At 65.4% G+C, this 13479-nt stretch carries 8 protein-coding genes; 3 read left to right on the top strand and 5 right to left on the bottom strand.

What is annotated here, in order from left to right:
• Positions 1-9: 9 nt before the first annotated feature.
• Complete coding sequence (locus OPU71_RS13065; protein WP_267728441.1) at positions 10-1164, bottom strand: response regulator; 1155 nt, start codon at positions 1162-1164, stop codon at positions 10-12.
• On the bottom strand, positions 1161-6257 hold the full coding sequence (locus OPU71_RS13060) for a PAS domain S-box protein (protein ID WP_267728440.1): 5097 nt from the start codon (positions 6255-6257) through the stop codon (positions 1161-1163). The genes OPU71_RS13065 and OPU71_RS13060 overlap by 4 nt, the downstream gene beginning before the upstream one ends.
• 173 nt (positions 6258-6430) lie before the next feature.
• On the opposite strand from OPU71_RS13060, the gene OPU71_RS13055 reads away from it, so the two are divergent.
• Positions 6431-7180 carry an SDR family NAD(P)-dependent oxidoreductase gene (locus OPU71_RS13055; protein WP_267728488.1) on the top strand — a complete coding sequence of 250 codons (750 nt, stop codon included), beginning with the start codon at positions 6431-6433 and terminating at the stop codon, positions 7178-7180.
• Positions 7181-7192: 12 nt separating this feature from the next.
• Here the strand turns inward: OPU71_RS13055 and OPU71_RS13050 are convergent, their stop codons facing one another.
• From OPU71_RS13050 to OPU71_RS13040, 3 genes are read right to left on the bottom strand one after another with little or no spacing between them, the layout of a single operon-like run.
• A complete protein-coding gene (locus OPU71_RS13050; protein ID WP_267728439.1) occupies positions 7193-8740 on the bottom strand; it encodes a DHA2 family efflux MFS transporter permease subunit in 1548 nt (515 codons plus the stop codon).
• On the bottom strand, positions 8737-9990 hold the full coding sequence (locus OPU71_RS13045; RefSeq protein ID WP_267728438.1) for an HlyD family efflux transporter periplasmic adaptor subunit: 1254 nt from the start codon (positions 9988-9990) through the stop codon (positions 8737-8739). The genes OPU71_RS13050 and OPU71_RS13045 overlap by 4 nt, the downstream gene beginning before the upstream one ends.
• On the bottom strand, positions 9987-10520 hold the full coding sequence (locus OPU71_RS13040) for a MarR family winged helix-turn-helix transcriptional regulator (protein WP_267728437.1): 534 nt from the start codon (positions 10518-10520) through the stop codon (positions 9987-9989). Before OPU71_RS13040 ends, OPU71_RS13045 begins: the two co-directional genes overlap by 4 nt.
• Positions 10521-10640: 120 nt before the next feature.
• Between OPU71_RS13040 and OPU71_RS13035 the strand changes: the two genes are divergently transcribed.
• Complete coding sequence (locus OPU71_RS13035; RefSeq protein WP_267728436.1) at positions 10641-13112, top strand: heavy metal translocating P-type ATPase; 2472 nt, start codon at positions 10641-10643, stop codon at positions 13110-13112.
• A gap of 1 nt (position 13113) precedes the next feature.
• Complete coding sequence (ccoS, locus tag OPU71_RS13030) at positions 13114-13326, top strand: cbb3-type cytochrome oxidase assembly protein CcoS (protein ID WP_267728435.1); 213 nt, start codon at positions 13114-13116, stop codon at positions 13324-13326.
• Positions 13327-13479: the final 153 nt, after the last annotated feature.

Genomic DNA, 13479 nt, shown 5'->3' with positions numbered 1-13479 from the left:
CGGTGCCGTTCAGCTGCCCACCGCGCGGGCCAGTTGCTCGGCCTTTTCTGCGATATCGGCGTCGCTGTCGGAAAAGCGATGCGCGATCTCCTGGAAGCGATCCTGCAGTTGCAGGAAGGCATCGACGATATCCGGGTCAAAGTGCGTGCCGCGGCCTTCCTGGATGATCTGCACCGCCTTTTCATGCGGCATGGCGGGCTTGTAGACGCGGCGGCTGATCAGCGCGTCATACACGTCGGCCAGCGCCATCAGCCGGGCTGAGAGTGGGATCGCGTCGCCCGCCAGGCCCTGCGGGTAGCCGCTGCCGTCCCACTTTTCCTGGTGGCAATACGCGATGTCCTTGGCATGGGCGAGGAAGGGCACTTCCATGCCCAACTGCTGTTCCGCGTGCACGATGGCGTCGCGCCCCAGCGCCGGGTGCGTCTTCATGATCTCGAACTCTTCCGGTTCGAATCGACCGGGCTTGAGCAGGATGCGATCGGGGATGCCGACCTTGCCGATGTCGTGCAGCGGGGCCGATTTGAAGATCACATCGATCGTCTTGTCGTCGAGTTCTGCGGCAAAGCGGGGATGCGTCTGCAGGTGGCGCGCCAGCGCGTCCACATAAAACTGCGTGCGGCGGATGTGATTGCCGGTTTCGTTGTCGCGCGTCTCTGCCAGTGAGGCCATCGCCATGATGGTGACGTCCTGGATGGCCTGCACTTCACGGGTGCGGCGCTGGACCTCAGCTTCAAGGAAGGCGTTCTTGTCTTTCAGAAAATCGGCGCTGGCCTTGACCACCAGGTGGGTATGCACGCGTGCCAGCACGATCGGCGGGCTGATCGGTTTGGTGATGTAGTCGACCGCCCCCAGTTCGAGGCCGCGCTTCTCGTCTTCGATCTCGGTCTTGGCGGTGAGGAAGATGACCGGGATGTCACGCGTGGCGGGCTTGGCCTTGAGCTGTGTGCAGACTTCGTAGCCGTCCATGCCCGGCATCATGATGTCGAGCAGGATCAGGTCGGGTGGCGAGATGGACTCGGCAATCTTGAGCGCCTTCTCGCCGTTGTTGGCGATCTTGACCTTGTAGGTGTCCTTGAGCAGGGCGCTCATCAGTGTCAGGTTGTCGGGCGTGTCGTCTACCACCAGCACGGTCTGGCGGGTGTCAGCCGCGAGGGTGTCGCTCATGGTTTTTCTCCTGTGATCAGGCTGATGTTGGTGCTTTCGGCTGCGTGACGCAGCGCCTTCAGGGCTGCCTCGAAATCGAAATCCCGGATGCCGGCCTCGATTTCACGCACGTTTTCGCCAAGCCCTTGCTTGAGCAGCCCGGCGTGGGCGTCAAACAGGTCACAGGCTTCCGAGTCGTCATCGGCCAGCAGCGCGGCCAGCCGTGCAAGCACCGGCGCCAACTGGTCGGCACTGTGCGCGGTGTACGCTGTGCCCTCTGCGTCGGGCGGCAGCGCGGCGTTCAGCGCCAGGATCATCGCTTCGAGTTCAGGGGCCAGGCTGGCGAGCAGCTCGTCGATCTGCGCCCGCGCCTGCCCGCCTCGGATGGCGGCTTCGATGTCGGCGGCCTTGGCCTGGATCACGCTTGCGCCAATGTTGCCGGCGACGCCCTTGGTGGTGTGCGCAAGGCGTTCGGCGGTTGCGCTATCGCCTTGGTCGAGGGCGGCGCTGATTTGCGCGCAGGCATCGCGCTGGCCGCTTGCGAACTTGCGCAGCATGTTTTCGTAGAGCGCGCGTTTTCCGAGCACACGACGCAATCCCGCCTCGACATCCAGATTGGCAATCCGCGGCAGACCAGTGGTGTCGGGCGGGGTGGCGGCGGTCGCAGGCGAGGGCGCCGACGCCGGCGCGTCGTGACGCGGCGCAACCCACTGCAGCAGCGCGGCCCAGAGCGCTTCGGGTTCGATCGGCTTGGCGATGTGGTCGTTCATGCCCGCCGCGAGGCAACGCTCGCGGTCACCCTGCATGGCATTGGCGGTCATGGCCAGGACGGGCAGGCCCGCAAGGGCCGGGTTCTTGCGGATCTCCAGGGTTGCGGTGATGCCGTCCATGACGGGCATCTGCATGTCCATCAGCACCAGGTCGTAGCGCTGTTCGGCGAGTTTTTTCAGTGCAATCGAGCCGTCTTCGGCCAGATCCACCATGAAGCCGGCATCCTGCAGCAGTTCGGTGGCCACTTCCTGATTCAGTTCGTTGTCTTCCACCAGCAGGAGTCGCGCGCCGCGGCGGGTGGCCAGCTGATCGTAGCGTGATGAATTGGGGGCCACGCTGGCAGGGGCGGTGCGCTCGCTGCCGCCGAGCGAGCGGATTGCGGCATCGAAGAGCATCGACGGGTTGACCGGCTTGATCAGGATGTCGTCGAGCCCGACGTCATCGGCCTCCTTCAGCACTTCGTCGCGGCCATACGCGGTCACCATGATCAGGCGCGGCATGGGCGCCAGCGCCATGCTGCGCAGCCGCCGCGCGGTTTCGATGCCGTCCATGCCGGGCATGCGCCAGTCGAGGAACACGATGTCGAAGGGCTCGCCGCGCGCGTTGGCCGAACCTGCTTCTTCCAGTGCATCGGCGCCGCTGGGCGCCTGCGCGACGATGAAGGTCATGGACTGGAGTTGTTCGCTCAGAACGCTGCGCGCATTGGCGTTGTCGTCCACCACCAGGACCCGGCGGCCGCGCAGGTCCGGCTCCGGCACCAGCTTGCGTGCGCCGGCGTGGCCTCGGGCGAGCCGGGCGGTGAACCAGAAGGTGCTGCCCTTGCCCGGTTCGCTCTCGACGCCGACCTCGCCGCCCATCAGCTCGACCAGGCTCTTGCAGATGGCCAGGCCCAGACCGGTGCCGCCGTACTTGCGGGTGGTCGAGGTATCGGCTTGCTGGAACGACTGGAACAGGCGCCCGACTTGCTCTTGGCTCAGCCCGATGCCGGTATCCCGCACCGCAAAGCGCAGCAGGGCCGCTTCATCGGTGATTTCGAGCATGCGCACGATGACATCGATTTCGCCTTGCTCGGTGAATTTGACCGCGTTGTTGGCGTAATTGATGAGGATCTGGCCAAGCCGCAGCGGGTCGCCGACCAGGACTTCCGGTGCGGCCTTGTCGATGTCGAACACCAGCTCCAGCCCCTTGGCGGCGGCTTTGTCGGAGATGAGGTTGGCGACATTGTCGAGCACCTTCACCAGTTCAAATTCGGTGTGCTCGACGGCCAGTTTCCCTGCTTCGATTTTCGAGAAGTCGAGGATGTCGTTGATGATGCCCAGCAAGTGCTGGCCCGACTGCTGGATCTTCTGGATGTAGTCGCGCTGCCGGGGGCTCAGTTCGGTTTTGAGCGCGAGGTGCGACATGCCGATGATGGCGTTCATCGGCGTGCGGATCTCGTGGCTCATGTTGGCGAGGAAGTCCGACTTCATCTTCGTCGCGTCTTCGGCGATCTGGCGCGCCTGCTGCATCGCGGCCATGGCGGCGCGGCGTTCGGTGATGTCGTAGAACCACGAGAGCACGCAAGGCTCCCCGGCCAGTTCGATCTGCCGCGAGCTGAGCAGGGCCCAGACCGAGCCGCCGTCTGCGCGCCGGAACTCGGTTTCCTGATCACGCACTTCCTCGCCACGGCGAATCCGCGCGAGCATCGCCTCGCGCTCGGCCGGGTGGGCCCAATGGTCGATGGTGCGAAAGCCCGCGCCGCTCTGCGCCGGCATGCCAAGCAGGCTGATGAGCTTGCGATTGGCAAAGCGTGCGAGACCGTCCTGCCCGACGATGCCAACGCCCGCCGGGCTGTCGTCGAGCATGGACTTAAGCTGCGCCGCGTTTTCTTCGTTGGCGCGTTCGAGCGCCTTGCGTTCGGTGATGTCGGTGGCCAGCCCGCAAACGCCGATCAGGCTGCCGCCTTCACCGTAAAGCGGAAAGCGCGCGGCCAGAACCGTGCTGCCGCCAAAGCCGGACTCTTCGCGTTCGATCAGCCGGCCTCCGGCAAGGGTTTCAAGATCGCTTGCGCCGAATCGGGCGGCCAGGTGCTCGGAGAAGAGCTCTGCATCGGTGTGCCCGATGGCCTGCTCGCGGCTCACCCCGGCGGCCGCTTCCCAGCGCGCATTCACAACCTGGTAGCGCCCCTCGGTATCCTTGAAGTAGATCATCGACGGATTGTTCTCGATGATCCCTTCGAGCAATTGCCGGTTCTGGCGCAGTGCTTCCTCGGCGCGCCGCGCGGCCCGTTCGGCCGCCTTCATCGGGGTGATGTCGACAATGACACCGACCAGACCGGCCGGTTTGCCGTCGGCGTCGGCAAAGCCGGTGATCGAGTACAGGGTGTCGTGCACCTGGCCGTCGGCAAAGAGCATTGGCACTTCGCGGTGGGCGTGGGCGATCTGCGCGATCAGCCGCGCGTCTTCGGCCTGGTACTGGCGCCGGTCTTCTTCAGGCAGGTAGTCCAGGTCAAGCACGCGCTTGCCGATGAACTGTGCGCGCCGCGTGCCGAAAGTCTGCTCGTAGTTGCGGTTGCAGCCGATGAAGCGTGATTCGGCGTCTTTATAGAACACCGCGTTGGGCATCGCGTCCATCAGGGCCTGCGTGACGGCGAGCTGCTGTTCCACCCCTTGCTGTGCATGTTTCAGCTCGGTGATGTCCGAGGCCATGATCACTGCCTCGCGGAACTGCCCTTCGGCATCGAAGATCGACGATGCCACCAGTTCGGCCCAGCGGTCTTGCCCGCCGATGGCCACGAAACGGGTGATGGCGCGGAAGACCGCCGTTTCCCCCTGGCACAGCCGGGTGAAGCCGCTGGCAAATTCCGCGAAGTCCACCTCGTGGATCAGCGTTTCGATGGCGCGGCCGGCGGTTTCGGCGTGGGGCAGGCCGAGCCAGTCGGTGAAGGCCGAATTGGTGCGGGTGATGACGCCGCCGGCGTTGCAACTGATGATGCCGGTGCCGGCGTTGTCCACCAGGGCGCGGAAGTAGGCCTCGCGGTCGGCCAGTTCGGCGGTGCGGCGCTCGACCTTGCCTTCCAGCGTGCGGTTGGCTTCCGCTAGCTCATGTGTCGAGGCCTGCAACAAGCCGCGCATGGCCTCCTGCGCACCGGCAAGCTGTGCGACTTCGCGCACCCGGGCATTGACGCTGACCGGTTTATCCAGTTCAAGCCGGCCGATCCGCTCCGCTTCGAGCGACAGCTCGCGGAGCGAGCGTGCAACATTGGCGGCCAGGCGCCGCGCGGCAAAGAAGCCGATCGCGCAGAGACCGCCCAGAATCAACAGTGCCGGCACGAACAGGCGCGCGCCGACGGCGATGAAGTCGTCTTCAGGCACCACCGTAATGGTGATGAAGCGCTGGTCGCTGGCGTAGAGCGGCACGACCCGGGCAAACCAGGTGCCCTGAGCGCCAGGGGGCGAAAAACGCGCCAGCTTGAGTTCGCTCGCGCCGCTTTGACGCCAGTGTTCGTAGGCGGCGGCGATGGTGGTGAAGGGTGAGCCCTGGATCGGTTGCAGCACGAACTTCCGAGCCGCCTGGGGATCTGCCGTCGCCGGGTGATCCGGCGCGCCGATGATCTTGCCGTCACTCATCAGCACCGCCACTCGGCCGGATTTGCCGACCCGCAGCTTCTCGGTCAGTTGCGAAAAGTCGGTCAGCACCATGTCGATCGCGAAGACATACGTCGCGCCGGTGGCTTCGTCCTGCCAGCGCACAGATGCGGTCACGCCCGGGTCGCCGCTGGTGCGAAAGCGGTAGGGGTCGGTCCAAACCACCACCCGATCTTTCTCTGCCGCGATGGCTTTCGTGAACCACGGTCGATTGCGCGGGTCGTAGTCCGAAACTTCCCAGTCTTCCGACAGTTGCTCAAGGTTCTTGCCGAACTCGATCCAGAGGTGGCGATTGCCCCATTTGTCGACCTGCGAAACCCGGTTCTTCCAGCCGTTCGGCGTCTTGAGCAGCAGGATCTCTTCGCCGCGGTCGTTGGCGATATGCACGCCGTTGACCAATTGGCGATGCTTGAGCAGTTCGCTCATGACGCGATTGAAGGTGGACTGATCGGTGGCATTGATCAGGCGCGAGTCTCCCCAGCCGGCGGCGGTCTGGGCGACTCTGCTGATCGAATCGATGCCGTCGCGGATGCGTTCCTCGACGCGCGAGCCCGCGCGGTCCGCGTCGGCGGTGGCGATCTCCACCAGCATCGGCCGCGCCTGGAAAAAGTAGAACACCAGCGCAAACGAGACGACCGATAGCACGACCAGCAGCACGATCTGAAGGCTCAGTCGGCGACCCAGGCTCGGGAGTCGTGTGGCGCGGCGTTCAGTCATGGGAGCATTCCTGTGTGGAGTCTCGCGGCGGTGTACCTGGCGCGGCTGCCATGGTGCCGCAGCGCAGCGCGCGACGCCAGCTTCGGGCTCTGCGCATTTTCCTTCTGGCGACAGCGCCGAAGCGCGCGCTCCGCTACGCTTGGGAGACTTCAATCTGGATGGAGCAGCTTTCGATGGAGCTCAAGCGCAATGTGTTTCTGGTGACCGGCGCTGCGTCCGGTCTGGGGGCTGCGGTGGCCCATGCGTTCGCGGCGGCGGGGGCGCTTGTGTTCGGCGTAGACCTGCGTGCGCCGGAAGTGCTGCCGGCCGGCTGCGCGGGGTTCATGCAAGCCGATGTCTGTGACCCCGAGCAGCTTGCGGCCGCGCTGGCGGGCGCTACTGCCCTCGGCCCCTTGCGCGGCGCCGTGCATTGCGCCGGCATCGCCCCGGCGGCGCGGGTGTTGGGCCGCGACGGGCCGCACGATCTCGCGCTTTTCCGCAAGGTGATCGAGGTCAACCTGATCGGCAGCTTCAATCTTGTGCGCCTCGCTGGCGATGCGATTGCCAGGACGGACCCACTGGCCGATGGCGAGCGGGGGGTGCTGGTTCTGACCGCGTCGGTGGCGGCCTTCGACGGCCAGATCGGGCAGGCCGCCTACGCGGCATCCAAAGCCGCTGTCGCCGGCATGACCTTGCCGATTGCGCGTGAGCTGGCGCGCTTTGGCATCCGCGTGGTGACGATTGCGCCGGGCACGATGCAGACGCCGATGATGGCCGGCATGTCGCAGGAGGTTCAGGACGCGCTCGGCGCCGCCGTGCCGTATCCGCCGCGCCTCGGGCGCCCCGACGAATTTGCGGCGCTTGCGCGGCACATCGTTGAAAACGTCTATCTGAACGGCGAGACAATCCGCCTGGATGGTGCGATCCGGCTCGCGCCGAAGTAGTGCGTCGCCGACTCAGTGCCCGCCCCCGCCGCCCCGCACGCCGAAGGGGGGCTTGGCGACCCAGGCCACCAGGATCAGAGCGCCCATGATGGCACCGGCGAGCAGCATCAGATCGTTGGTGGCCATCAGGTGGGCCTGGCCGGTGATCACCCGGTCCGCCTGCGCAAGCGCAGCAGTGGGGTCGCCCATCAGGTTCTGCCATTGGCGCAGGTAAGCGTCTGCGGCCGGGTTTCCGGGGTTGAAGTTCTCGGATAGCTGGGCGTGGTGGAGCGTGGTGCGGTGATCCCAGAGCGACACCATCACTGCGGTGCCGAAGCTGGATCCAATGTTGCGCATGAAGCTCTGCAAGCCAGAGGCTGCGGCCATCTCGGCCGGGGCAATCCCCGAGAGGCTGATCGTGAAGAGCGGCAGGAAGAAACAGCTGATGCCAAGGCCGATGAAGAGCCGCGCGAGGCCAAGGCTCCAGAAATCGACGTCGGGCGTGAAGCTTGCACTCCAAACCGAGCTGAGCGCGAAGACCAGCATGCCAAAAGTGACCACATAGCGTGCATCGGTGCGATGCAGGTTGGCGCCGAGCAGCGGCCCGAGCAGCACGCCGAACACGCCGGAAAACGCAATCACCTTGCCGGCCCACAGCGGCGTGTAGCCGACTTCACTTTGCAGCCAAAGTGGCTGCACGACGACAACTCCGAAGTAGGCCACCATGCCGACGGTAATGCAGACAACACCGACCGAGTAGTTGCGGTGGCGGAACATGCGCAGGTCGACGAGCGGGTGCTTCTCGCCCAGTTCCCACACCACGAGGAAGGTCAGCGCCACGGCTGAAACGATGCCGAGGGCAATGATCTCTGGGGACTCGAACCAGTCCAGCTCGTTACCGCGGTCGAGCAGGATTTGCAGCGCACCAACACCAACGATCAGCAAGCCGAGGCCAACACGGTCGAGCGGCAGTGAAACGCGCGCGGTCTCGCGCTGGCGCAGCAGGGTCCAGGAAATGCCTGCCACCAGAATGCCGAAGGGCAGGTTGATGAGGAACACCCAGTGCCACGACGCATGTTCGGTGATCCAGCCGCCGGCCAGAGGGCCAACGATCGGGGCGAGGATGGTGGTCATTGCCCACAAGCCCATCGCCATGCCGCGACGGTTGGGCGGATAGATGCTGACCATCAGCGTTTGTGAGAGCGGAATCATCGCCGCGCCGAACGCGCCCTGCGCAATACGTGCCATCACCAGCATGGGGAAGCTGAAGGCCAGGCCGCAGAAGAGCGAGGTCAGCGTGAACAGCAGCGTGGCCACCACGAACATCTTCACCTGCCCGAAACGCATCGCAAGCCAACCTGTCATCGGCAGCAAGATCGCTTCCGATACCGCGTAGGAGGTGATCACCCAGGTCGCCTGCGTGTAGCTCACCCCCAGATCGCCGGCGATCGTGGGCACCGAGACATTGGCGATTGTCAGGTCGAGGATGTTCATGAACGACCCCAGACTCAGCGCGATGGTCGCCATGATCAGCTGCCCGACGCTCAGCGGCGCCGGATCGCTGCGGCCGTCCAGACTCATTTGCGTGCTTCGCTGGCGCGGTTGGCTGCAACGATGCGAGCGATGCGGGCGTCGGCGTCGTGCGACTGTGCCGCGAATACCTCGGTTTGCTGCTGCGAGTGAGTTCGCGCGGCTTTTGCGAGCACGGCGCCGCCACGATCATGAGTATCGATGCGGGCACGCATCGAGAGGCCCACACGCAGCGGGTGTGCGGCGAGTTCAGCCGGATCGAGCGCCACACGCACCGGCACGCGCTGCACGATCTTGATCCAGTTGCCGGACGCGTTTTGCGCCGGCAGCACGCTGAATACGCCACCCGTGCCGGCGGCGAGGCCGACCACGCTGCCCTTGAACTGGATGTCGCCGCCGTAGAGATCGGCACGCAAGCTCACCGGCTGGCCGATCCGGACGTTGGCGAGCTCGGTCTCCTTGAAGTTGGCGTCCACCCACAGTTGGTCCGGCGGCACGATCGTCATCAGTGGCGTACCGGCGGTGACGCGCGCGCCCACTTGCACCGTGCGCTTGGCAATATGGCCACTGACCGGCGCGACAATGGTGGTGCGCGCCAGTGCCAGAGAGGCCTCGCGCACCTTGGCGGCAGCTGCTGCGACACGCGGGTGCATCTCGAGCGAGGTGTTATCCACCAGCGCCTGGGCGCCCGCTTTCTGCTCACGCGCCTGCGTCAGGCCCGATTCGGACTCGCTGACGGCCGAGCGTGCCGCCAGGTGGGCGGCTTCCGCTGCTTGCAGGGCGGTGCGTGCCGATTGCAATGCTTCGGGCGAAATGAACTGGTCGCGTTGCAGCTTCTCACGCCGCGCATACTCGTCGCGCGCTTGTCGCAGGGCAATTTCGGCTTGGTCGGCCTGATGGCGCAAACGTTCGACGTCGGCACGCCGCTGATCGACTTGCGCGCGCGACTGGTTCTCCCCCACATACAGGCCGCGCACGCCGCGTACCGCCTCGGCCAGCGCCGCTTCGGCGGCGGACAGCGCGACTCGGGCATCGGCGTCGTCCAGGCGCACCAGCGGATCGCCGGCTTGGACGAAATCCGTGTCGTCCGCGAGCACTGCGCTCACGCTGCCGCTCACCTGCGGCGCAATCTGGACCAGATTGCCGCCCACATAGGCATTGTCGGTCGATTCACTGAAACGGCCGACCAGTGCCCAGTAGAGAAGGGCTGCGAGGGCGAGCACGATAAAGCCGCCCGCGACACGCATCAGGATGCGTTTGCGGTGCGAGCCGGTTGCGGTGGTGGCGCTGGCCTGGCTCATTCCGGGCTTCCGATCTGTGCATTGGCGCCGTCTTTGCGCTGTTGTTCCATCAGGCGCGTCCAGCCGCGAAGGCAATCGGCCAGTGCGCTGACCGCTTCCGGGCCGCCGGCTGGCGTGAGGTCTTCATACAGCGCCCACACTTCGGGAAACAGCGCACGCACCCGTCCGAGGCCGTCCGCAGTCATGCGGATCTCGATCGAACGGCGGTCGGTGGTGCTGGGCACGCGCTCGACCCAACCGCCGGCCACCAGCTCGTCGGTCAGGCGTGTCATGTGCGGCCGCGAGAGGCATACCGCCTGACTGACGCGAGAAGGGTTGTCAGTGGCCTCGGGCGCGCTGTAGATCGACATCAGCACCGACCACGCCGTGCTGGTGAGCCCGTGCGATGCGAGCAGCTGATCCAGATGCTCCTGGATGCCGCGCGCAAGGTGAGTCACCAGCCGCAACAGCATCACGTTGGCGTAGGGCATGTCGGGGTGCAGCGCGCGAACAGCGTCGATGCGTGCTTCGTAGTGATCGAATGGAATCATGAGGGCTAAACTGTTTACGTAGGTAACTAGTTTGGCATGATCCGGGCCGGGATTGAAAGGGGGCCAATCTGCTAGGCTTGCGGCCCTGCGGCAGTCGCCGCGTGATCCTGGAGCTGAGCTTTGTCCGAGTCCCGCCCTGTCGATAAGTCGCCCACGTGCTACCACTGCGGGCTGCCGGTCGCACCCGGGGTCGATCTTCATGTGCTCATCGACGGCAGCCCACGGGCGATGTGTTGTGCGGGCTGCGAGGCCGTGGCGCAGGCGATCGTGGCGGGCGGCCTTGTCGACTACTACCGCCACCGCGATGCTTTGCCCGAAGCGCGCCGCGAGGCGATGCCGGCTGAGTTGAAGCAGCTTGGCCTGTTCGATCACGCCGAATTCCAGAAGAGTTTCGTGCGCGACGTCGGTGCTGATGAGCGCGAGGCGGATCTGATCCTCGAAGGCATTACCTGCGCGGCGTGTGTATGGCTGAACGAACAGCATCTGGCTCGCCAGCCTGGCGTGACGGCGGTGCAGGTGAACTACGCGACCCGGCGCGCCCGTGTCCGCTGGGATCCGGCTCGCACCAAGCTGTCGCAGGTGCTGGCTGCAATCGGCGAGATCGGGTATCGCGCTCACCCCTACGATGCGCAACGCAGTGAGCAGTTGGCGCTGAAGGAGCGCCGCGTGGCGCTTTGGCGGCTGCTGGTGGCCGGGTTCGGCATGATGCAGGTGATGATGTATGCGTACCCGGTCTACGTGGCCGGAGAGGGCGACATCACCCCTGACGCGGTTTTCTTGATGCGTTGGGCCAGCCTGGCGCTGACGCTCCCGGTCGTACTCTATTCCGCAGCGCCGTTCTTCCAGCGGGCGTGGCGTGATGTGAAGCTGCGTCGGCTTGGCATGGATGTACCGGTCGCCCTGGGCGTGGGGGCCGCGTTTCTTGCCAGTCTCTGGGCCACCATCACCCACAGCGGTGAGGTGTACTTCGACTCGGTGACGATGTTCGTCTTCTTCCTGCTGTGTGGCCGCTACCTTGAAATGCTGGCGCGGCAGCGCGCCGTGCGCGGCGCAGAAGAACTCGGCCGGGTCGTGCCCAGCTTCGCGGCGCGATTCCTGGCCTGGCCTGCCAGCCAGACCGAAGACGTGCCGGTGCTCGCGCTTGCCGCAGGCGACGTCTTGCGTATCCGACCTGGCGAGGCGATTCCGGCCGACGGCGTGGTGATCGAGGGGCAGAGCGAGGCCGATGAATCCTGGCTCACTGGCGAGAGCCGAGCTGTGTCCAAGCGGGTTGGCGATCGCGTTGCCTGCGGCAGCGTCAACGGCGGCGGTCCGCTGGTCATACGTGCCGAGCATGTGGGCGAGGAAACGCGGCTTGCGTCGATCAAGCGCCTGATGGAGCGCGCGGCAGCCGAGCGGCCGCAGATTGTGGAGCAAGCTGACCGCTTCGCGGTCCGCTTCGTCCTGGTGCTGATTGTGCTGGCCTGCGGGACCGGGCTTTATTGGTGGCTGAATGATCCTGCGCGCGCGATCTGGATTTTCGCCTCGGTGCTGGTGGTCAGCTGTCCGTGTGCGCTGTCACTTGCCACGCCGGTAGCCTTGACGGTCGCGACCGACGCGCTGGCGCGCGCTGGCCTGCTCGTGACGCGCGGCCACGCGATCGAAAGCCTTGCGCGTGCCGATCTGTTTGCCTTCGACAAGACCGGCACGCTGACCCAAGGGCGCCTCATCCTGACCGAGGTGCGCCATGCGCCGGGGGCGGACAGGGCGCAACTGCTCGCCATTGCGGCGGCGCTTGAGCAGGCGTCCGAGCACCTGATCGGGCGCGCCTTGATACGTGCCAGCGGCGACACGAGGCTGCCGCTCGTCACCGAACTTGCTTCGGTACCCGGGCGAGGGGTCGAGGGCCGCTGTGAAGGCGAAACCTTGCGTGTCGGGAATTACGCCTACGTCGCCGAGCTGGCTGGGCAAAGCCCTGCATGGATGTCCTCGGGGGGCGGCAGTGTCAGCGTGTATCTGGGCGGCTCGGGTGCATGGCTGGCCCAATTCATCCTTGCCGATACCTGCCGTTCGGAAGCCGCCAGCTTGATTGCCGGCCTTCGCTCGCAGGGGGGGCAAGTCGCAATGCTGAGCGGCGATGCAGTTGAGACCGTCAAGGCCATCGCCGACGAACTCAAGATCGATGATGCGAGGGGCGCGCTGCTGCCCGAGGACAAACACGCCGCGGTGCGCCAATGGCAGGAAGCCGGGCACACGGTCGCAATGGTGGGCGACGGGATCAACGACGCCCCGGTGCTGGCGCAAGCCCATGTTTCGGTCGCGGTCGGCAGCGGTACTGAATTGGCGCGGACGCAGGCGGATCTGGTCTTGCTCGGCGATTCGCTTGAGCCGCTGATCCGCGGGCGTCTGGCTGCCATTCGGACCTTGGCCGTGATCCGCCAGAACCTGACCTGGTCCTTTGCATACAACGTACTTGCGATACCCGCAGCGATGGGCGGCTGGGTCACCCCGTGGATGGCGGGTATCGGGATGTCGGCCAGCTCGCTGCTCGTGGTATTGAATGCCTTGCGCTTGCGCAGAATGCCGCGCGTCCGTCAGCCCAGGGAGGGCTAAGGTGGAAATCCTTTACTTGTTGATTCCGCTCTCGGTTGTCCTGGTGTTTCTGATCGGGCTTGTCCTCTGGTGGTCGGTCAGGGCTGGCCAGTTCGACGACCTTGAAGGGCCAGGCTACCGGGTGCTGATGGACGACGACTCAGCGCCCAAGTCCGAGAAATCACCCTCTGATACAGCGCAAGAAACTGATGCGTTGCATCAAAAACAACACTAGCAGCAGGGGGACTTTGACCTCAGTCAATGCCTCCGGGCAGGGGGCGCGGATACTGTCGCCAACTGAGAGAGCGGGGCGCTGAGGCATGTCGGGCCTCACTGTCCACTCTCGGCAATGTCTCTCTGTTGGGGTTGGGGGTGCGCTGTGGCGCAC

The sequence above is a fragment of the Niveibacterium sp. 24ML genome, from assembly GCF_026586805.1.
In the GTDB taxonomy this organism is placed as follows: Bacteria; Pseudomonadota; Gammaproteobacteria; order Burkholderiales; family Rhodocyclaceae; genus Niveibacterium.
This window is presented reverse-complemented; position numbering and strand designations above follow the sequence as displayed.